The organism is Streptomyces sp. NPDC048383, from assembly GCF_040651775.1.
Lineage (GTDB): Bacteria > Actinomycetota > Actinomycetes > Streptomycetales > Streptomycetaceae > Streptomyces.
Window position 1 is genome coordinate 1 of sequence record NZ_JBEZKS010000038.1, and the last position, 20,299, is coordinate 20,299.

A 20,299-nucleotide genomic window follows, 5' to 3' on the forward strand; every position below is an offset into this window, starting at 1 on the left:
CGCCCACTCCATCGCCGCGCAGGGCGGCATCAACGCCGCGAAGAACTACCGCAACGACGGCGACTCCGTACACCGCCTCTTCTACGACACCGTCATGGTCAGCCGAGGGTGACGTTGTCGACGGCCCAGAACCAGTTGTTGTTGCCGCTGTAGCGGAACCGGACCTGGACGTCGGTGGCGCCGGCCGGGACCTGGAGGGCGATCGCCTCGCTCTTGGCGAGGGCGTCGGCGGTGTAGCCCTTCACGACGGTGGGGGCGCCGCCGTTGTAGGAGACGAGGACCTGGGCGCTCTGGCCGACCTCGTGGCGGTAGTGCGACTGGAAGGAGAGGGTGCGGGCGGCGCCGCCGGTGACGGCCCACTTGGGGGTGATCAGGGTGGAGTCGAAGGTGCCGGTGTGGCTCTTGTCGTCCCACTCGTCGGAGTCGGCGACGGCGAACACGTCACGGGAGCGGACGTTCAGCTCGCGCCACTGGTCGCGCTGGGCCTGGGTCCAGAACTCGTCGGTGGCGAAGGTCCAACCGGCCCACTCGGTGATGCCGCCGGTGCCCATCTTCGAGTTGTCGACGGCCCAGCCGGTGGGCGGGGTACGGGTGAAGCCCTTGGTGCCGGCCGGGATGCCCGTCTCGTCGACGCGGGCCTGGAGGGCGGGGCGCAGCGTGTCGAAGGCGTCGTTGTCGGGGGCGTTGAGGGGGACGCCGTCCAGGCCGGTGGTCGGGACGCCGACCTGGGCGAGGGCGGTCGCGGCGACGTCGGACAGGCGTACGTCGTCGCGTACCGAGCCGGCGGGGATGCCGGCGCCCTTGGCGATGACGAAGGTGCCGCGCTCGGCGGTGCTGGAGCCGCCGTGGCCGCCGGTGGTGGTGTGTCCGTGGTCGGTGGTGACCAGGATCTTCCACTTCTCCTGGGCGTAGGTGGGGCGCTGCTGGACGGCGGTGAGGAGTTGGCCGACCAGGACGTCGACGCGGGCGACGGTGTCGAGGTAGGTCTGGCTGCCGGCGCCGGAGGAGTGGCCGGCCGCGTCGATCTCGCCGAGGTAGACGAAGGCGGCGTCCGGGTTCTGGGTGCGCAGTTCGGTGGCGGCGGCCGCGGCGATCTTCGGGTCCTCGTTGCGGTAGCCGTCGCGGTCGCCCTTGAGGGAGAGCCGCTTGTCGACCTTCGTGGAGAAGATGGGGCCGTTCTGGTCGGTGGAGGTGATGGGCTCCCAGTCCGCGGCGGCGTACGTGTTGAGCGCCGGCTTGGCGTTCTCGATGCGGGTGAGGAAGTCGGGGTGGGCCGCGAAGTTCTTGCCGGTGAAGGAGTTGTCCCTCACGCCGTGCTTGTCGGGCCACACGCCGGTCGCGATGGTGGACCAGCCGGGGCCGGAGGACGTGGCGCCCATCGGGTTCGCGTAGAGGTTGCTGCGGGCGGTGAGGCCCTGGGCCATGAGGCCGTTCAGGTTCGGGGCGTTGGCGACCTTGACGCGGTCGAGGACGGCGCCGTCGAGGCCGATGACGAGGACCTTGTCGGTGTTGGCCGCCTTCGCCGCCGCGCTCGCGGTGTGCGCGCCGAGAGCGGTGGCGAGCAGGGCGGTGGCGGTGGCCGCGACGGCGAGGGTGCGTCCGGACAGGACAGGGGACACGTACTCCTCCAAGGAGCAAGTGGGGGCATGGTGAGCAGGCGGATGCGGCGGGTCCGACCGGGGGTGCGGTTCCCGGTCCAGACCCGTTATACGACGGTCACTCTTGCGGGCGGGGGTGGCCAGGAAGTAACCGGTCAGCTTCCGGTTGCCGACTTCCACGCGTCGACGTGGGCGGTGAGGTTCGTGTCGATGTCGGCCCAGTCGGGTTCGAAGACCTCGACGCCCGTCAGCAGCTTGGTGAGTTCGACGGCGTTGGCGTCGGTCGGCTTGACGTCGGTGCGCGCCGGGAAGCCGCCGCCGACTCCGCTGACGAGCTTCTGGGCCTCCTCGCCGAGCATGTGGTCGAGGAGCTTCTTGCCGTTCTCGGTGTGCGGGGCCTTGGCGACGAGGCCGGCCGCGTAGGGCAGGGCGAAGGTGGTGGGCTTGCCGCCCTCCTTCGCCGGGAACCATATGCCGATGTTCGGCATGGACTTGGACTGCGCGAAGTTCATCTGGACGTCGCCGTTGGCGACGAGCAGTTCGCCCTTGTCGGTCTTCGGCGCGAGCTTGCTGGTGGAGGAGGACGGGCCGACGTTGTTGCTCTGGAGCTTCTTGAGGTACTCCATGGCGGGTTCCCGGCCGCCGAAGTCGTGCATCGACTTGATGAGGACGGCGGTGCCGTCGCCCGCGACGCCGGGGGTGGAGTACTGGAGCTTGCCCTTGTACTTGGGGTCGAGCAGCTCCTCCCAGGTCTTGGGGGCCTCGGTGAGTTCCTTCTTGTTGTAGATGAAGCCGAAGTAGTTGTTGACGACGGACGTCCACTTGCCGTCGGCGGCCTTGTCGGCGCCGTTGACCTGCTCGGAGCCCTTGGGCTGGTACGTCTGGAGGAGGCCCTTGCCGTCGGCCTGCTGGATGAAGGGGGGCAGCGTGATCAGGACGTCGGCCTGGGTGTTGGTCTTCTCGCGGACGGCGCGCTGCACCATCTCGCCGGAGCCGCCCTCGACGTACTTGACCTCAATGCCGGTCTTGCGGGTGAAGTCGGCGAAGACCTTGTCGTACCAGCCGTCGCCCTTGTCGCTCTTGAGGCCGTCGGCGCTGTAGACGGTGACGACCTTGTCCTCGGTGGAGGAGTCGGCGGAGGTGTCGGAGCCGCAGGCGGTGAGGGCGCCGGCGAGGACGACTCCGGTGGTGACGGCGGTGGCGGTGCGCAGGAGGCTGCGGTTGCTGGGCATGGAACTTCCTTACGGGGAAAGGGAGTCGGGGATCAGCGGTACGAGGCTTTGGTGCGGATGCGGGAGACGGCCAGCAGCACCGACAGGGTGGTGGCTATCAGGACCACGGCGACGGCGGAGCCGCTGAAGAGCGAGCCGCGGTCGGTGGCGGTGAAGATCCGCACGGGCAGGGGCATCCAGTCCGGCGGGTAGAGCATCATCGTGGCGCTGAGCTCCCCCATCGACAGGGCGAAGCAGAGCCCGGCGGCCGAGGTGAGGGACGGCAGCAGCAGGGGCAGTTTGACCCGCCACAGGACGTACGCGGGGCGGGCGCCGAGGGAGGCCGCGGCCTGCTCCCAGGCGGGGTCGAGGCGGACGAGCGCGGCCGAGACGGACTGGTACGCGAAGGCCGTCACGAGCACGGTGTGGGCCAGGATCACGAGGGAACTCGTGCCGTTGAGCAGCAGCGGGGGCCTGCTGAACGCGACGAGCACGGCGAGGCCGACGACCACGGACGGTACGGCGACGGGCAGCACGAACAGGGCGTCCAGGAACCGCTTGCCGCGCTTGCCGAGGCCGGCGGCGGCCAGTGCCGCCCAGCTGCCGACGGTGAGCGCGAGCAGGCTCGCGACGAGGGCGGTGACCAGGGAGGTGGTGAGGGCCTGGAGGGATTCGCCGCGCACCGCGGAGGCGTAGTTCTCGGTGGTCGGGCCGGAGGGGAAGGCTCCGGACCAGTGGGAGGAGAAGGACGCGGCGACCACGACGAGCAGCGGCAGGGCGAACAGGGGCAGGAAGAGGAGGCCGAACAGGCCCCAGGCGGCCCAGCGGCCGGTCTTGCTATGCACCAGCACGCTTGCTCACCACCCGGTAGAGGCCGAACAGGCCGACGGAGATCGCGATGTTGACGACGGCGACCACGCAGGCGGCCGAGTAGTCGGATTCGAGGATCGCCTTGCCGTAGATGAGCATCGGGAGCGTCGTGACGTCCTTGGCGCCGGTGAACAGCACGATCCCGAACTCGTTGAGGCACATGACCAGGACGAGGCTGCCGCCCGCCGCCAGGGCCGGCAGCGCCTCGGGCAGGATGACCCGGCGCACGATCCGGGCGGGCTTGGCCCCGAGGGAGGACGCCACTTCCAGCTGTGCGGTGTCCAGTTGGGAGAAGGCGGCGAGCAGCGGGCGCATCACGAACGGGGTGAAATAGGTGATCTCCGCGAGCAGGACGCCCCAGGGGGTGGCCAGGAAGTGGAAGGGGCCCTCGGCGGCGCCGGTCAGCTCGCTCCAGGCCCCGTTGGCCATGCCCACGGTCCCGTAGATGAACAGCAGGGCGAGGGTGACGAGGAAGGAGGGGAAGGAGAGGAAGACGTCGATGAACTTGGCGACGGCCTTGGAACCGGGGAACGGGACGAAGGCGATGACCAGCGCGAGGGCGAATCCGAGGACGAGACAGCCGACGGTTGCTCCGACGGCCAGCCACACCGTGGTGCCGAGGGCCTCGCGGAAACCGCGGGAGGCGAACACGGAGGCGTAGGCGTCGAAGGCGCCGCCGCCGCTCTCGGGGCTGAGCGACTGCTGCACGACCAGCGCGAGGGGGTAGAGGAAGACCAGCGCGAGCACGGCCAGGGGCGGCGCCGTCCACAGCCAGGCCGGGACGGTGCGCGGGCGCCGGGCGGGCGGGGCCTGCGGCGGGCCGGGCGGGGCGGCCCGTACGGCCGGGGTCGGCAGGGTCGCGGCGGCGGGTTCCCGCAGGTTCCCGGCGAGTTCAGCCATCGGAGACCCCCGCGGACAGCAGCACCGCGTCCCGCGGTGCGAAGTGCAGGGTGACCGCGTCGCCCAGCGCCGGGGTCTCGCGCAGTTCGGGCAGGTCGGCCTTGACGCGGTGGCCGTCGACGTCCACGTACAGCCGGTGCGTGGAGCCGCGCCACTGGACCTCGGTGATGGTGCCGCGCAGGGCGTTGGGGCCCTCGCCGAGACCGAGCAGGTGCGGCCGTACGCACAGGGTGGCGCGGGCGCCGGGGGCGGCGCCGCCGCGGTCCAGTTCCAGGGCGCGGCCCTCGAACACGGCGCCGTCGTCGGCGACGGTGACCGGCAGCAGGTTGGCGTTGCCGACGAAGGAGGCGGTGAACTCGGTGCGCGGGGAGCGGTACAGCTCCTGCGGGGTTCCGCAGTCCTGGAGCCGGGCGCGGTCCATGACGGCGATCCGGTCGGCGAGGGTGAGGGCCTCCACCTGGTCGTGGGTGACGTACAGGATGGACACGTCGGGCAGTTCGCGGTGCAGGCGGGCCAGTTCGGCGAGCATCCCGGAGCGCAGTTGCGCGTCGAGCGCGGAGAGCGGCTCGTCGAGCAGGAGCACGCCGGGGCGGATGGCGAGCGCCCGGGCGATGGCCACCCGCTGCTGCTGGCCGCCGGACAGTTCGCGCGGGTAGCGCTCGGCGTAGGCGCCCATCCCGGTCATCTCCAGGGCCTCGGCGACCCGTTCGGGGATCCCGGCCCTGGGGGCCTTCTGCGCCTTGAGGCCGAAGGCGACGTTCTCCGCGACCCGCATGTGCGGGAACAGCGCGTACTGCTGGACGACCATGCCGATGCCGCGTCGGTGCGGGGGCAGCGCGGTGACGTCCCGGCCGCCGATCAGGATCCGGCCGGCGGCGGGCCGTACGAAGCCGGCGACCGCGCGCAGCGCCGTGGTCTTGCCGGAGCCGGAGGGCCCCAGCAGGGCCATGACCTCGCCCGGCTCGACGGTCAGGTCGAGGGAGTCCAGGACGGTGTTCCCGCCGTAGGCGACCGAGACGGAGTCGAAGCGGATGCCGCTCACGCCCCGGGCTCCCGTGCCAGCAGGGCGGGGAGTTCGGCGATGGAGTCCAGGACGTGGGTGGCGCCGTTCGCGGTGAGCGTCGCCCGGTCGTGGGCGCCGGTCAGGACGCCGGCGACGGTGCCCGCTCCGGCGCGCCGGCCGCTGAGCATGTCGTACGCGGTGTCCCCGGCGACGACCGTCGCGCGTACGTCGTCGGCTGCGCCGGTGCGCAGGAACGCGGCGAGCACCATGTCCGGGTAGGGGCGGCCGCGGCCGCCCGCGTCGGCGGGGCACAGGGTGAGGTCGGCGAGGTCCCGCCAGCCCAGGGCGTCGAGGATGGCGTCCTGGGTGACGCGGGCGAAGCCCGTGGTCAGGACGACGGTGCGGCCGTCGGCGCGGAGCTTCTCGACGGCCTCGTGGGCGCCGGGGATCGGGGCGATGAGGCCGCCGTCGACGAGTTCCGCGTAGGCCTGCTCGAAGGCGGAGTTGGCGCGGCGGGCGAGTTCCTCCGTACCGAAGAGCCGCCGGAAGACCGAGATCTTCGACTCGCCCATGGTGTCGCGGACGTACTGGAGCTTGCCGGCGTGGTTGGCGCCGCCGGGCTCGACGCCGAGGGCTTCGGCGGCGCGTTCGAAGGCGCGTTCCACGAGGCCGCCGTCGGCGACGGTGGTGCCGGCCATGTCGAGGACGATCAGCTTGTTGGCATCGGTCATGTCGGTCACCAGCCCAGTTCGTTCGCGGTGGTCTCGGCCATGGCGGGCGAGCAGGTCATCCCGCGCCCCCCGGGTCCGGTCACCAGCCACACGCCGTCGGCCACCTGTTGGCGGTGGACGACGCGGGTGGTGTCGGTGCACTGGGCGTAGACGCCCGCCCAGCGGTGGCGGATCTTGGGCAGCGGGCGGCCCAGGAAGGACTCGGCGACCGCGGCGACGTGCTCGTAGGGGTCTTCGAGGGTGTCGAAGGCGAAGGGGTGCTCGTACTCGTGGGTGTCGCCGATGGTCAGTCCGCCGTCCTGGCGCTGGACCATGAGGAGTTGCATCCGGTGCGCGGCGGCGACCGGTTCCTGCGGCTGCCCGGCGTTGAGCGCGTCGAGTGCCGGGGACGCGTAGGCGGGGTAGTAGCGGAAGCTGTCCGCGTCGGCGACCGAGGTGGTCAGGGGCTCGCCGAGCGGGGCGGTCTGCATCATCTGGAGGCGGACCCGGCGCACCGGCAGGTCGGGGACCAGCTCGCGGACCAGGCCGGACAGCCAGGCGCCGGTGGCGAGGACGACCGCTTCGCCGCGGTGGACGTCACCGTGGTCGTCGCGGACGGCCCCGGGTCCGACGACCTCGCGGACCTCGCGGCTGGTGAGGAAGGTGTACCGACCGGACGCCCGCAGGGCCTCGTGGAGGTGGAGCTGCGCGGTGCGCGGCTCGACGGCCGCGTCCCGCTCGCACCACAGGGCCGCCTCGAAGTCCCCGCGCAGGGCCGGGTTGATCTTCCGCGCCTCGGCGGCGGTGACCAGTCGGTAGCCGCGGGCGGCGGCGTCGGGGCGGGCGACCGCCGCCCGCGCCACCGCGTGCTCGCGGGCGCCCCGGACGGGGGTGAGGGAACCGATGGCGCGAAAGCCCAGTCCGGGCACCCGTGCGCCGATCCGTTCCCAGAGCTCGCGGGCCCGCAGGGCGGTGTCGAGCTCCTCGCCCCCGGCCCGTCCGCTGACCCATATCTGGCCGAAATTGCGCAGTGACGCGCCGCGTGCCTCCGCTTCTCGCTCGATCTGGACGACCTCGTGGCCGCGTTCGACTGCTTGCCAGGCGTGCATGGTGCCGACCACGCCGCCTCCGACGACTATGACTCTCACGCCGTCCAAGGTGGCCGGGGCCGGTGACCCGAGAGGGTCCGGTCGGCGTCGGGACGGTGAACAGCCCCCGACGCTTGGACCAGACCCGTTACCGTTCCGTGATGTATAGTCGCCCCGTTTGGTGCTGATTGCCGGGTGTGCGGGGCGTCCGCTGCGCGCTATTCGGGGCGCAGGCGCGTCGTGAAGCTGAACCGGTCGCCACGGTAGAGGGAACGCACCCGCTCCAGCGGCCCGCCCTGCCCGTCCCGCGAGAACCGGTGGATGAGCAGCATCGGCAGAGCCGGCGGGGTGCCGATGAGGAGGGCTTCGCGGGGGGTCGCGAGGACGGTCTCCAGCTTCTCGTCGGCCTCGCCGAAGGCGATTCCGAGACCGTCGCGGAGGTACCCGTAGAAGGAGGAGTCGGGCTGGAAATCGACGTCGAGGCGGGGCGCGCGGGCGACCCGGATGTACGTGCTCTCCAGGCCGACGCGCTCGTCGTCGGCGAGCAGCACCCGCTCCAGGTGCCAGACGGGCTCCCCCGCCCGCGCGCCGATGCCGGCGGCGAGTCCGTCCGGGCAGGGGAAGCGTTCCAGCCCGATCAGGTTGCGGCCCGGGCGGCGGCCCTGGCGGCGCACCCCTTCGGTGTAGCTGGCGAGGGAGAGCGGCTGCTCCAGTTTGGGTCCGGCGACGACCGTCCCGCGCCCCGCCCGGCGCAGCCGGCCTTCCAGCAGCAACTCGCGCAGGGCCTGGCGTACGGTCTCGCGGGACACCGCGTAGCGCTCCGCGAGATCGCGCTCGGTGGGCAGCGCGCCGCCTTCGCCGAGCTCGTCGAGCAGATCGGCGATCAGCGCCTTGACGGCGTAGTACTTGGGGATCCGGCCGTGCTCGGGGATGCCGGAGCGCACGGGCCGGCCCGGGAGGTGCTGGTGCCGCTGGGTCTGTTCTTCCACGTGGGGACTGTACGTGGGGCAGATGTACGGAGATCGCCGCCTGTGGGGTGCGGCGGCCGGGCGGGGCTCGTCGGAGCGGGGCCTCAGCGGGGGCGGGGCGCGCGGAGTCGGCGGGCGCCCAGGAGCAGGACGCCGCCGGCGGTGAGCGCGACGAGGGCGCCGGTCCCGTACGCCCGGTCGCGGGGCCCGGTGTGCGCGAGCGCGCCCGCCTCGGCGGGATCCTGCGGCCCCTCCACCTCGAACCGGTAGCCGCCGGCCTCCCCGACCCAGTCGCCGTCGTCTCCGTGGTCGCCCTTGCGCTGGACGAGGGCGGCGTCCGCGACGACCTCGCCGTGGGGGGCCTCCTCGGCGAAGGCGAGCCGGACGGTGACGGTGATCGAGCCGCCCGCGCCGACGGAGAACCCGGAGAAGGCGTCGCCACCGTCGAACACGGCGATGATCTCGTCGCGGTCGGTGCGCTCCAGGCTGACGGGGTGGGAGCCGCCCGGGGAGTCGAACTCCATCCGCAGGTGGGCGGGGCGCAGGGCCCGCGCCTTGTCCGTGAACACGACGACGGGGTGGATCGCGGTGCATACGCCCCCGGTGGTGTTCGTGAGGTCCAGCAGCCAGGTCTGCGCCCCGCCACCGGCCCGGTAGACGGCCGGGCCGCCACGGATCCGGGCCCCGATCGGGAAGGCGGCGCCCTTGCCGTCACCACAGCTGGCCAGTGCCCGCGAGGGGAGCGCCGGGGCGGCGTGGGCGCCGCCGCCGGTGCCGACGTCCGCCACGGCGGAGGGCGCGGCGGAGACGAGCAGGACGGCGGTGAGGGCAAGGGCTTTGCGCAGTCGCATGGAAGACCTTCGCTGCTCGCCGGACGGGACGATGATAGGACGAGGTGACAATCACCCCGGCCTTGTCCGCACCCTTGCACGCGCGCGCGACCCCTTGCCGGGAGCCGCGCGTGAGCCCTCCCGGTTTACGCCCGATCGGCGCACCGGGTCAAGCACGGGCCCGTTCGCGCACGTCAGGGGGGCGGCACGCCCTGTCAGCCCCCGTCCACCGGCGCGGACGGGTGGACGTACAGCGGGGTCAGGGCCAGTTCCGCGGCGCCCTCCGCGATGCCGCCCGGGGCCGGCGCCACCGTCGGCGGGGGCGTGTCGGTGAGGGGGCGGGCCGCCAGCGCGGTCCGCACCCCGGTGACGAACACGTCCGGAGCGGCGTCCACGACCCGGCCGCCCAGCAGCACCCGGTCGATGTCGAGCAGCGCGACCAGGTTCGCCGCGCCCTCCCCCAGGATCCTGGCCGCTTGCGGCAGGTCCCCGCGGGCCACCGCGTCCAGGCAGAGCGCCTCCAGGCAGCCCCGCCCCCCGCACCGGCAGGGCGGGCCGTCCAGCAGCAGCACCTGGTGCCCGAACTCGCCCGCCGCCGACCGCGCGCCCCGGTGGATCTCCCCGTCCAGCCGCAGCCCGGCACCGAGCCCGGTGCCGACGTGCAGGTACACCGACGTGCCCGCGCCCGGCCCGCCCGGACCCCCTGCCGCGACGGCGGCGTTGGTGTCCTTGTCCAGCACCACCGGCAGCCCCAGCCGCCCCGCCAGCACCTCCCGCAACGGGAACCCCGCCCAGTTCGGGAACCCGGTCACCCGGCCCATGACCCCGGTGCGCCAGTCCAACGGCCCGGGCGCCGCGACGCCCACCCCGAGCGGCGGGTGCGCTCCCGCCCGCTCGGAGACCCGCACGACGGCCGCCGCGACCGCGTCCACGACCGCCTCGGGGCCCGCCCCGAAGTCCAGCGGGGCGCTCCACCGCGCGACGACGCTCCCGGCCAGGTCGACCCGTACGGCACTCAGCTCGTCGCGGTCCAGGTGGACGCCGACCGCGTGCCGGGCGCCGGGGACCAGCCGCAGCAGCGTGCGCGGCTTGCCGCCGGTGGAGGGGACCCGGCCGGCGTCGGCCACCAGGCCGTCCGCGGCCAGCCGGGCCGTGATCTTGCTGACGGCCTGCGGGGTGAGCCCCGCGGCACCCGCGAGTTCGGCGCGGCCGAGACCGGGCGGCCCGGCGGCGCGCAGCAACCCCAACAGCACCGCCTCGTTGTGCCCGCGCAGCGCGGGTAGGTTCACCCCGCCACGACCGGCCCCGTCACCCCTGTTCACCTGCCCATTGTCCACCCTCCTTGCACTTGCGCAACAGTGTTGCCAAAGTGGTCGCATGAACACCGCCTCCCCCACCGCCCCGCTGCGCGTCGCCCTCGTCGGCTACGGACTCGCCGGTTCCGTGTTCCACGCCCCCCTGGTGACCGCGACCGAGGGCCTGGTCCTCGACACGGTCGTCACCTCCGACGCGGGCCGGCAGGGCCAGGTCCGCGAGGCCTTCCCCGAGGTCCGGCTCGCCGCGTCCGCCGACGAGGTGTGGGCCCGCGCGGGCGGCGAGGACGCCCCGGACCTCGTCGTCATCGCCTCCCCGAACAAGACGCACGTGCCGCTCGCCACCGCCGCGCTCACGGCGGGTCTGCCGGTGGTCGTCGACAAGCCGCTCGCCGCCACCGCGGCCGAGGCCCGCGAACTCGCCGCCCTCGCCGACCGGACCGGCACCTTCCTGTCCGTCTTCCAGAACCGCCGCTGGGACAACGACTTCCTCACCCTGCGCCGGCTCCTGGACGCCAGCGACCTCGGCGAGGTGCTGCGCTTCGAGTCCCGCTTCGAGCGCTGGCGCCCGCAGCTCAAGGGCGGCTGGCGCGAGTCCGGGGCGCCGGAGGAGATCGGCGGCCTGCTGTACGACCTCGGCAGCCACGTCGTGGACCAGGCCCTCGTCCTGTTCGGGCCGGCCGTGCGGGTCTACGCGGAAGCCGACGTGCGGCGCCCGGGCGCCGAGGCGGACGACGACACCTTCATCGCGCTCACGCACGCGAACGGCGTCCGCTCGCACCTGCACGTCAGCGCGACCACCGCCCAGCTGGGACCGCGGTTCAGGGTCCTCGGCTCCCGGGCGGGCTGGGTCAAGTACGGCCTGGACCCCCAGGAGGCCGCCCTGCGCGAGGGCCTGCGCCCCGGCGACGAGGACCGGCCGTGGGGCGAGGAGCCCGAGCACCTGTGGGGGCGACTCGGTTCCGGCGAGTCCCCGCTGACCGGCGGCGGCCTCCCGGTGCCCACCGCGGCGGGCGACTACCCCGCGTACTACGCGGCGGTCGCGGCCGCGCTGCGCTCGGGCGGACCGGCCCCGGTCACCGCGCACGAGGCGGCGCGGTGCCTGGAAGTACTGGAGGCGGCGCGGCGGTCGTCGGCGGAGGGCGTCGCCGTAAACCTTTGACGGGCCGCCCGGACGGCAACCGGACCCGCAACCGGACCGGGCCGGGCGCGGGTTCGGCGTGAAATCGACGCTTCGGAAGAAGTGATCGACATATTCTTCACAGGTTGTCGATCATCACACGTGTGAAGAATGGAATTCCCTGAAGTGAAACTGCCCCGGATCGCAAGCGTCGTGGCCACCGCCGCGATGGCCCCGGCCGTCCTGCTGTCCTCGCCCGCGTTCGCCGCCGACTCCGCGCCGGCGACGAACGCCGGGTCCGCGTCGACGGTGCCCGACGCGGCCCCGGAGGCCGCCCAGGGCGGCACCACGACCACCCCCGCCGAGGACCCGCAGGCGGTGACGGACCGGGCCCTGATCGACACGATCCTCAAGAACCCGGCCACCAGCCGGGACATCCGCGAGGCCGCCGAGAAGGCCTCCAAGGGAACGGCCGCTCAGATGCGGCAGTTCCTGACGGTCGAGCTGCCGCAGCTGCAGCTGGAGGACGACCGCGTACGCGTCGCCGCGATCGGCGAGGCGGGCGGCCGGGCCGTGCGGGCGGCGGCCGACGAGACCCTCAACGTCAACACCCGCGAGGCGATCACGGCGTTCCTGACGACCGGGCAGCACAAGGCCCGGTACGCCGACGACCGCGTCGAGATCGCCCGCATGATCAACGGCGCCGGCAAGGGCATCACGAAGGCCGCCGACGAGCTGCTCGCCAAGGGCACGCCCGAGGAGATCCGCGCCTTCGTCGCGACCGGCCAGCACGCGGTCCGCGCGGAGGACGACCGGGTCGCCGTGCTCGGGATGCTGAAGGACGCGGGGCCGGGCCTCAAGGGAGGCATCATCAAGCTCCTCGAAGGCAACCCGAAGCCCGAGCAGCTGCGCGAGTTCGTCAAGACCACGCAGCACGTGCTGCGCGACGACGACAACAGCGTCCTCATCTCCGCGATGGTGACGGGCGCCGGCCCCGAGTTGAAGAAGGCCGCCCTCGCCGCCCTCAAGGGCACCGCCGAGGACCGGACGGCGTTCCTGCGGACCGGCCGGCACGAGGCGCGTGCCAAGGACAGGGCCACCGGGGGCCAGACCGGCGGCACGGGGACGACCGGCACGGCCGGGACCACCGGCACGACCGGGACCACCGGGACGACCGGGACCACCGGGACGACCGGGACGGCCGGGACCACCGGCACCACTGGCACCACGGGAACGACCGGCACCACCAGCACCACCGGCACCACGGGAACGACCGGCACCATCGGGAACGGGAACGTGACGCCGGCGGGCAGCACCGGCTCCGGCCCGCTCGCGAACACGGGCGCCGGTTCCGAGAACGTCCTGATCGGGGGCGCGGCCGCCGCGACCCTCGCCGCCGGCGCCGGCCTGGTGATCGCCAACCGCCGCCGTCGCACGACCGGCGAGGGCTGATCGGCACCACCCACGGGGACACCGAAGGGGCGGACCGCACCGGCGGTCCGCCCCTTCGCCGTGCCGTGGGTCAGGCGCTCTTGAACTCCTGGCGCTGACGTCCGAGGCCCTCGATCTCCACCTCGACGACGTCACCGGCCCGCAGGAACGGCTTCGGCTCCGGCTGTCCGGCCGCCACGCCCGCCGGCGTGCCCGTGACGATGACGTCGCCCGGGTACAGGGTCATGAAGTGGCTCAGGTACCGCACGACCTCGCCGACCGCGAAGATCTGGTCCGAGGTGTGGCCGTCCTGCTTCAGCTCGCCGTTCACCCACAGGCGTACGTCCAGCACCTGCGGGTCCGGGACCTCGTCCGCGGTGACCAACCAGGGGCCCAGCGGGGTGAAGGTCTCGCAGTTCTTGCCCTTGTCCCAGGTGCCGCCGCGCTCCGTCTGGAAGGCGCGCTCCGTGACGTCGTTCGCCAGCAGGTAGCCGGCGACGTGGGCGAGGCCCTCTTCGGCGGAGCCCAGGTAGCGGGCGGTGGCACCGATGACGACGCCGAGCTCGGCCTCCCAGTCGGTCTTCACGCTGCCGCGCGGGATCAGCACGGTGTCGTCCGGGCCGACCACGGTGTCCGGGGCCTTCAGGAAGACGATCGGTTCCGGCGGCGCCTCGGCGCCGACCTCCGCCGCGTGGCCGTGGTAGTTGAGCCCGATGCCCACGATCTTGCCGATCCGGCCGACCGGGGAGCCGACGCGCAGCCCCTCCGCGTCGAGGACCGGGAGCTCGCCCGCCGCCACGGCGTCCCGTACCCGGGACAGCGCGGAGTCGTCGGCCAGCAGGTCGCCGTCCACATCCGTGATCAGGCCGGACAGGTCACGCAGGGCGCCGTCCTGGTCGAGCAGCGCGGGGCGCTCCGACCCGACGGGTCCGACACGCAGCAGCTTCATGGGCATTCTCCCGTGGTCGTGGGTGGTCGGCCCGGGGCATGCCGGGGCCGGCCGATGGGTTGCGGCCATCGGAGGATTGGTTGATCCTCCAAGATGACCGCCCCATCCGCAAGACCCTGTTCACGGACTGGAACGCCCCTACCGCTCACCGAACGCCGCCGGCGCGCTCGGCGCGGCGCCCCCACCGGTGGATACCGCCGCCGCACGGTCCTTGCGGTAGTGGAGCCAGGCCCGCTCCACCACCGACCAGGCGGTGGTGGTCAGCAGGTACGGCCCGGCGGCGAGCGGCACCACGAACAGCGCGGCCATGCCGAGCAGCATCGGGACGAACAGCAGCACGAAACGGCACCCCGCCCGGCCGCGGCCCGATCCGGTTCACCAGCGGCAGCACCCCGAGGAACAGCACGAAGGGCACCCCCAGCCACAGCACCTGCGGACGCTTCACCCATTTCGGACGCACCCGGCCCATCCCAGGCCTGCCGTCGGGCCTAAGCCGACTTGAGGGTCCCCCACACCACCAAGCGGTACTTGGAGCTGTACTCGGGCGTGCAGGTGGTGAGCGTGATGTACGCGTCCGGCCGGCTGTAGCCGTACTCGGGCCGCACCGCGCTGCGCGGCACCGGTGCGATCACCCCGGTGTCCCGCTCGGTGGTCTCGTTCAGCACCTGCCCGACCACGTACGTCCAGCGTCGGCCGCGCACGTCGACGTACAACTCGTCCCCGGGACGGAGCCTGTTGACGTACCGGAACGGCTCCCCGTGCGTGTTGCGGTGCCCCGCCAGCGCGAAGTTGCCCCGCTCGCCGGGCCGCGCGGTCCCCGGGTACTGGCCGACGTACCCCTTGTCCAGCACGGCCCGCTTGTCGATCCCCTGCGCGACGGGAACGGCGAGGCCGAGGCGCGGAACGCGCAGCACGGCGTACGCCTCGTCCCGCGCGGGCGTCGGCGCGGGCTTCGGCCGGGGCGCGGTGGAGGCCCCCTCCGCCGACCCCGCGGACGGGGACACCGGCGCGGCGCCCGTCGGGGACCCGGTGACCTCGGCGGCCGGGGACGAGCCGCCCCCCGGCGCGGACCCCACGGACCCCACGGACCCCACGGACCCGTCGGAGACGCCGGTGTCGCCCGAACCCGTCTCCGCGCCCGCCTCCGCGCCGTCCCCCTGCCAGGCCCGCTCCAGCGCCTGGACCCGTTCCTGCGCGGCGGCAGCGGCCTGCCGGTTCGTCCACCACACCTGGTGCACCACCAGCAACGCCACCACCACGCCCAGCGTGGTCACCACCTCCGCGGCCGCCCACAACAGCCGTGCGAGACGGACCCCGCGCCCGCGCCGGCCGCCGCCCTGCACCACCACACGTATGTGATCCCGCACGGGCCGCACCTTAAGTCCTCCCCCCTCAACTGACCAGCGGCAGTACGGTGTGAACCATGCGCCCCGACACGCCTGCAGAGCACATTGCCGAAGCCGAGCGCCTCATCCGCACGGCGACCCGATACCCCGAGGACCAGGAGCCGTTGCTCCTCCAGGCCGCCGCCCACCTCGAACTGGCCGACGCACGGGACCGGGCGAGCGCCCTCTACGACCAACTCCTCTCCGCCTCACCCGCCGACCCGCACCTGATCAAGGCCCTGCAGGCCGCGAACCTGTGGGAGTACGGCCACGAGGCCGAGGCCCGCGCCCTGATCTCCGGCATCCGGACCGCCGCCCCCGCGGACCCGGCCCCCTGGGAGGTGATCGCGGAAACCCTCGAAGCCCACGACGAGCTGGAAGCCTCGCACGACTGCTTCACCGAGGCCGCGACCCTGCTGACCTCGGAGGACACCCCCCTCACCCCGGCCACCACCGCACTGCTCACGGGCCGCCACCGGGTCCGCCGGCTGCTCGGGCTCCCGCACGACGAACGGGACATGGTCGCCGACACCCGTCACGTCGGCCCGATCCCGCTCGACGAACTCCACGACCCGAAGCGCATCTGGGCCCTCGGCTCCGACGACCCGGCCGAACTCCGCGCCGAGATCGCCCGTCTGCGGGCCGAACTGGGCGACCGCCGCGCCGCCCTCTCCCGGCCCTTCCCCGTGGCCATCCTGCACTGGCCCCAGCGCGAACTCGCCGAGCTCCTCACCTCGTACCCGACGCTCGCGGCGGAGTACCCCTCCCACGCGACGCACCTGACCGCCATCGAGGCCTCCCTCCGCGCCCTCGCCGCGTCGGGCACGACCAACCTCGGCATCGTCACCGGCAGCGTCCCCTCGTACGAGGCCTTCGCCGCCTCGGAGAAGACCTCCCCGGCCTCCCCCTCCCTGCTGGCCGAGTACGCCACCACGCTCGCCGCCCGCGGCAAGGCCACCACCTGGCCGCCCGGCGCCACGGCGCCCTGCTGGTGCGGCTCGACCAAGCCCTACGCGGAGTGCCACGGGCTGTCCTGACCCCGCCGGGACCTCGCGGGCCCCCGCCGTGCGCGGAGGGGGCCGGTCGGGCCGTCCGGCGCTGTCGGCGCCGTTCCGTACCATCGGCTCCAGGGGCCGCACCCGTCCCCCACGACCACCGGCGAGCGGGGAGGAACCGCGATGCTCCCGATCGAGCCCTCCTCCGCCGCCGTCTCCGCCCGGATGAGCCGACAGTCCGTACGGAACACCTCGCCGGAGATGGCCGTCCGCAAGCTGCTCCACGCGGCGGGACTGCGCTACCGGCTCCAGGTGAAGGTGCCGGGGATGCCGCGCCGCAGCATCGACATCGCCTTCCCCGGAGCGAAGGTCGCCGTCTTCCTGGACGGTTGCTTCTGGCACGGTTGCCCGCAGCACGCGACGCGGCCGAAGGCCAACGCCGAGTGGTGGCGCGAGAAGCTCGAACGCAACATGGCGCGGGACCGCGAGACGAACGAGCAGCTGACGTCGGCCGGTTGGACGGTGCTCCGGTTCTGGGAGCACGAACGGGCCGAGGCGGTGGCGGCGCGGGTCATCGCGACCCGGTCCGCGGCGACGCCCCAACGCACCGCACCCGAAGCCCCGGCGCGTCGTACGCCCCCCACCGAGGGGAACGGGCCCGCCCCTAAGCGGGATTGACCTCCGGCGCGGGGGCCGGACTCCGGACGGACCGGGCCGTCCCGTTCGGATCCCGCCGGTCGGGCCCGCGTGGCCCGGTGCCGTGGCCCGGTGCCGTGGTCCGAAGGCGTGGTCCGAAGGCGGAGGGCCCCCGTGTACGGGGGTACTCGGGCGCTCCGACCACGCGCGGAGCCGCGGTAGCGGACGACGCGGGGCGGGGAAGATCCGAAGGAGACGGCCTACCCCTTCGCCGGAAAGAGCGTGAGCTGTTGGTGGCATCGGGCCCGGGCCGTGGGCGGGGTCGGGCGGGACCCGGCGAGGGCGAGGAGGGCCCGCAGCGCCGCGAGGACCTCCGCCGGGGTGTCACGGAGCATCGACGGGGTCGCGCTGACCACGAGGATGCCGTGGGACTCCAGACGCAGGCGGCGGCGCAGCGTGGCCTGCCAGGCGTCACGGGTGTAGTGGTACTCCGCCGAGTCGACCTCCAGGGCCACGCCCTCGTCGGGCCAGTAGGCGTCCGGGCTGGCCAGGAAGGCGCCGTCCGAGGTGTGGAGCCGGGCGTTCCAGAGGGGGGTCGGGAGGTCGGTGGCCTCCAGGGTGTCGCGCGCCCGGCCCTCCGCGACCGACCGGACCCCGGCCAGCAGTTCCGCGGCGGCGGCGCGGACCGCGGGGCGGTGCAGGAGTCGGGAGGCCCGCAGTTCGGCGTGCAGGTCGTGCGGGTGGCACCAGCCGGCCTGGACGACCTGGGCGAGGACGGAGCGGATCCGGTCGGGGGGCGCACCCGGTTCCGTCCGGGCGGCGAAGTCGGCGGCGGCGCGCACCGGGCGGGCCGTGGGTACGCCGGACACGGTCATCGTGCGCGGCCAGCGGGACGTGGCCCGGGTCCGGACCCCGGGGGCGGCGGCGAGCCGGCGCGGCGCGCGGATCAGGACGTCGGCCGGGCTGGTCGGGGTGTCGCGGATGCCGAGGAGGGCGAGGGCGGCGCCGCCGGTGAGGACGGCCGTGTCGCCGGAGAGCGGGTCGGCGGTGGCTTCGGCCGCGTAGAGGACGGCGGCCAGCGCGCGCCGGCGGGGGTCCGGGGGACCCGTCTGCAGGAGGTACACGCGGGGCAACAGGCGTTGCCAGGGCCCGCCGGGGCGAGTCCGGGACGCGATCGTGCCGCCGGGCACGCCCGCGGCGGTGAGCTGATGCCGGGTGGCGAGCCCGTGCTGCCGCCGGGCCACACGCACGGCGCCGAAACGCCCGGAGGCCCGCGCACCGGGCCGAGCGGTGGACGACCGGACGGTGCCGGGCCGAGCGGTGGGCGGCTGGACGGTGCCGGGCAGGGCGGTGGGCGGCTGGACGGTGCCGGGCAGGGCGGTGCCGGGCTGGACGGTGGACGGCCGGATGGTGCCGGGCCGAGCGGTGGACGACCGGACGGTGCCGGGCAGGGCGGTGGGCGGCCCGGCGGTCGGCGGCCCGGTCGGGGGCTTCGCGACGACGGCCCGTCCGCCGACCGGCTCCAGAACGGCGGCCTGCCCGGTCGGGGGCTTCTGGGCGGGGCCGTCACCGGGTGCGGGCGTCGGACCGGCGGGATTCCTCTGCGCTGTGATCATGGCCCGGGTATGCCCCACCCCGGGCCGGGTGTACCGCCCGCCCGCCCGCTTCCGGGCGCGAGGCGACCGCCCACAGCCCGACGCACGCGCCCCCGCCCGTCCCGGCAGGTAGGCCGGGTCCGGCGGCCGAGCCGGGCGGTACACCCACCTCGGACCGGCCGAGCACGCCGAGCACGCCGAACCGGCCGGACCGGCCGAGCACGCCGACGAGGCCAAGCAGGCCGAACCAGCCGAGGCGGCCGAACCGGCCCAGCAGGCCGAACGAACCGGGCCGACCGCGTCAACCGGGCAGGTCGGCGGCCCGGGCGCCCGTACCGAGCACCTCGGTCCGTACCCCGGGCCCGAGGGGGCGCCGGAGGGGAGGCTCAGGGATTCAGTTGGCTCGGGTGGGTCGGGGAGAGGAAGACGATCACGCCCGTCTCCGTGCCCGGCAGCGCCGGGACCTCGCGCCAGCCCAGCCGGCGGTACGTGGCGACCGTGTCCGTGGCCAGGCGGGAGGTCAGCAACCAGGCCCGCCCCTCGGGGGCGTCCGCGGTGATCTCGGTGAGCAGGGTCCGGCCGGTGCCGTGGCCGCGCGCGTAGCCGCGTACGGCCAGTTCGTCGATCTCCAGCGCCCCGACCAGGAGTTCCCGGACCCGGGCCGCGCCGAGCTGCGCGGTGACCTGCGGGTACGCGCGGTTCTTCGGGAAGGGGGCCGGGGTGAGCCAGCCGGTCGCGAAGCCGTCGATGCCGGTCGCGGACTGGGCGAAGGCCGTACGGAACCCCGCCCGCCGGACGTCCGTCTGAAGCCGGGTCGAGAACTGGCGAATGGTTTCTTCACCTTCGTTCCAGGGCGGACCGGAAAACACCTCCGCGTAGGCGTCGACCAGCTCGTCCGCGAGGTCGAGGACGGCTCGTCCGTAAGAGATCAAGGCGTCGACTCCTGGTGGTGGGTTGAGCGGGTTTCCCCCTGGAAGACCGAATCTACGCCTTCCGGGTTCCCTTCCCGACCGCTCCGCAGAAACGGAGAGTGTGCGACAAATCGCCGCCCTGACCTCCCCGATCTCCCTGAATTCCCTGACCTCCCCGGCCTCCCTGACCTCCCCGTCCTCCCTGGCCTCCGTGTCGCGTCCCCGGTCGGGGCGTTGAGCAGCCCGTGGACAGACTGCTGCGCGTGACGGGCGGGTTCGCGCTCGCCTTCCTGCTCGTCCTCGGCGTCGTCGCGGTACTGCCCCGGACCGTGCGGGACGCGGTGCCGCACGCCGTGATCGGCGGGGCCGTGCTCCTCCTCGGTGCGGTGGGCGCCCGACGGATGTCCCGGCGACCGCGTTAGCCTCGTGAGCGGCAGACCAGCACAGCAACCCGAAAAGACGAGGGAGTTCGACATGGCGCGGGTACCGAGTTCCGTGGTGGCGGCCGCAGGCCTGGTCGGCGGTTACGCGGTAGCCCGCTGGACCGGGAAGCGGCCGCTGGGCGGTGTCGTGCTCGGCGCCGCCGGGCTCGTGGCCGGACGGGAGTGGCAGCGGCGCGGCGGCGCCCCGGTGGCGGCCGGTCTGGGGGCCCTGTACGTCGCAGGCTTCGCCGGATCGCACCCGCTGGCCAAGAAGGTCGGGGCCTGGCCGGCCGTCATCGGCGCCGCCGGCGTCGTGGCCGCCACGACCTGGGCCGTCGCGGACCGTGCCTGACCCGCGCGGACG

Annotated in this window: 21 protein-coding genes; 6 read left to right on the top strand and 15 right to left on the bottom strand. The window is 73.9% G+C overall.

Annotated elements, in window-relative coordinates:
• Positions 1-98 precede the first annotated feature (98 nt).
• The 10 genes from AB0D46_RS24180 to AB0D46_RS24225 form a co-directional block, all read right to left on the bottom strand.
• Positions 99-1,619: an alkaline phosphatase family protein gene (locus tag AB0D46_RS24180; protein ID WP_362880330.1), complete on the bottom strand. Its 1,521-nt coding sequence runs from the start codon at positions 1,617-1,619 to the stop codon at positions 99-101.
• 134 nt (positions 1,620-1,753) lie between these two features.
• Positions 1,754-2,830: a 2-aminoethylphosphonate ABC transporter substrate-binding protein gene (locus AB0D46_RS24185; RefSeq protein ID WP_362880332.1), complete on the bottom strand. Its 1,077-nt coding sequence runs from the start codon at positions 2,828-2,830 to the stop codon at positions 1,754-1,756.
• A 32-nt stretch (positions 2,831-2,862) separates the two neighbouring features.
• Positions 2,863-3,660 (bottom strand): ABC transporter permease subunit, encoded by a 798-nt coding sequence (locus AB0D46_RS24190; protein WP_362880333.1) that lies wholly within the window; start codon positions 3,658-3,660, stop codon positions 2,863-2,865.
• Positions 3,647-4,579 (bottom strand): 2-aminoethylphosphonate ABC transporter permease subunit, encoded by a 933-nt coding sequence (locus AB0D46_RS24195; protein WP_362880335.1) that lies wholly within the window; start codon positions 4,577-4,579, stop codon positions 3,647-3,649. The genes AB0D46_RS24190 and AB0D46_RS24195 overlap by 14 nt, the downstream gene beginning before the upstream one ends.
• Complete coding sequence (locus tag AB0D46_RS24200; protein ID WP_362880336.1) at positions 4,572-5,621, bottom strand: ABC transporter ATP-binding protein; 1,050 nt, start codon at positions 5,619-5,621, stop codon at positions 4,572-4,574. The genes AB0D46_RS24195 and AB0D46_RS24200 overlap by 8 nt, the downstream gene beginning before the upstream one ends.
• The gene (locus tag AB0D46_RS24205) at positions 5,618-6,313 is read right to left on the bottom strand and encodes a phosphonatase-like hydrolase (RefSeq protein WP_362880338.1); all 696 of its coding nucleotides are present in this window, start codon (positions 6,311-6,313) and stop codon (positions 5,618-5,620) included. The genes AB0D46_RS24200 and AB0D46_RS24205 overlap by 4 nt, the downstream gene beginning before the upstream one ends.
• Positions 6,314-6,318: 5 nt before the next feature.
• Positions 6,319-7,440: a TIGR03364 family FAD-dependent oxidoreductase gene (locus AB0D46_RS24210; RefSeq protein WP_362880340.1), complete on the bottom strand. Its 1,122-nt coding sequence runs from the start codon at positions 7,438-7,440 to the stop codon at positions 6,319-6,321.
• A gap of 158 nt (positions 7,441-7,598) precedes the next feature.
• On the bottom strand, positions 7,599-8,369 hold the full coding sequence (locus AB0D46_RS24215) for a GntR family transcriptional regulator (protein WP_362880342.1): 771 nt from the start codon (positions 8,367-8,369) through the stop codon (positions 7,599-7,601).
• 83 nt (positions 8,370-8,452) lie between these two features.
• Positions 8,453-9,199 carry a hypothetical protein gene (locus AB0D46_RS24220; protein WP_362880343.1) on the bottom strand — a complete coding sequence of 249 codons (747 nt, stop codon included), beginning with the start codon at positions 9,197-9,199 and terminating at the stop codon, positions 8,453-8,455.
• Between the two features lie 194 nt (positions 9,200-9,393).
• Entirely contained in the window at positions 9,394-10,500 is a 1,107-nt protein-coding gene (locus tag AB0D46_RS24225) for an ROK family transcriptional regulator (RefSeq protein ID WP_362880345.1), read from the bottom strand.
• Between the two features lie 55 nt (positions 10,501-10,555).
• On the opposite strand from AB0D46_RS24225, the gene AB0D46_RS24230 reads away from it, so the two are divergent.
• Positions 10,556-11,653: a Gfo/Idh/MocA family oxidoreductase gene (locus AB0D46_RS24230; RefSeq protein WP_362880346.1), complete on the top strand. Its 1,098-nt coding sequence runs from the start codon at positions 10,556-10,558 to the stop codon at positions 11,651-11,653.
• Positions 11,654-11,782: 129 nt separating this feature from the next.
• Positions 11,783-13,063, top strand: coding sequence for an ALF repeat-containing protein (locus AB0D46_RS24235; protein WP_362880348.1), 1,281 nt, complete (start codon positions 11,783-11,785; stop codon positions 13,061-13,063).
• 70 nt (positions 13,064-13,133) lie between these two features.
• On the opposite strand, the gene AB0D46_RS24240 is transcribed toward AB0D46_RS24235, so the two are convergent.
• From AB0D46_RS24240 to AB0D46_RS24250, 3 genes are all read right to left on the bottom strand, one after another.
• Positions 13,134-13,991: a fumarylacetoacetate hydrolase family protein gene (locus AB0D46_RS24240; protein ID WP_362880350.1), complete on the bottom strand. Its 858-nt coding sequence runs from the start codon at positions 13,989-13,991 to the stop codon at positions 13,134-13,136.
• 138 nt (positions 13,992-14,129) lie between these two features.
• A complete protein-coding gene (locus AB0D46_RS24245) occupies positions 14,130-14,330 on the bottom strand; it encodes a hypothetical protein (RefSeq protein WP_362880352.1) in 201 nt (66 codons plus the stop codon).
• A gap of 149 nt (positions 14,331-14,479) precedes the next feature.
• Positions 14,480-15,358, bottom strand: a complete 879-nt coding sequence (locus tag AB0D46_RS24250) for a class E sortase (RefSeq protein ID WP_362880353.1) — start codon at positions 15,356-15,358, stop codon at positions 14,480-14,482.
• Between the two features lie 56 nt (positions 15,359-15,414).
• Between AB0D46_RS24250 and AB0D46_RS24255 the strand changes: the two genes are divergently transcribed.
• Both AB0D46_RS24255 and AB0D46_RS24260 read left to right on the top strand, forming a co-directional pair.
• A complete protein-coding gene (locus tag AB0D46_RS24255; RefSeq protein ID WP_362880355.1) occupies positions 15,415-16,413 on the top strand; it encodes an SEC-C metal-binding domain-containing protein in 999 nt (332 codons plus the stop codon).
• Between the two features lie 141 nt (positions 16,414-16,554).
• A complete protein-coding gene (locus tag AB0D46_RS24260; RefSeq protein ID WP_362880357.1) occupies positions 16,555-17,049 on the top strand; it encodes a very short patch repair endonuclease in 495 nt (164 codons plus the stop codon).
• Between the two features lie 218 nt (positions 17,050-17,267).
• Here AB0D46_RS24260 and AB0D46_RS24265 read toward each other — a convergent pair whose 3' ends face one another.
• Together AB0D46_RS24265 and AB0D46_RS24270 are read right to left on the bottom strand one after the other, a co-directional pair.
• Positions 17,268-18,623, bottom strand: coding sequence for a hypothetical protein (locus tag AB0D46_RS24265; RefSeq protein WP_362880359.1), 1,356 nt, complete (start codon positions 18,621-18,623; stop codon positions 17,268-17,270).
• Positions 18,624-18,988: 365 nt separating this feature from the next.
• Positions 18,989-19,534 (bottom strand): acetyl-CoA sensor PanZ family protein, encoded by a 546-nt coding sequence (locus AB0D46_RS24270; protein WP_362880361.1) that lies wholly within the window; start codon positions 19,532-19,534, stop codon positions 18,989-18,991.
• 224 nt (positions 19,535-19,758) lie between these two features.
• Here AB0D46_RS24270 and AB0D46_RS24275 point away from each other — a divergent pair, with 224 nt between their 5' ends.
• Together AB0D46_RS24275 and AB0D46_RS24280 are read left to right on the top strand one after the other, a co-directional pair.
• Entirely contained in the window at positions 19,759-19,935 is a 177-nt protein-coding gene (locus AB0D46_RS24275) for a hypothetical protein (protein WP_362880363.1), read from the top strand.
• A 52-nt stretch (positions 19,936-19,987) separates the two neighbouring features.
• Complete coding sequence (locus tag AB0D46_RS24280) at positions 19,988-20,287, top strand: hypothetical protein (protein ID WP_362880364.1); 300 nt, start codon at positions 19,988-19,990, stop codon at positions 20,285-20,287.
• Positions 20,288-20,299 lie beyond the last annotated feature (12 nt).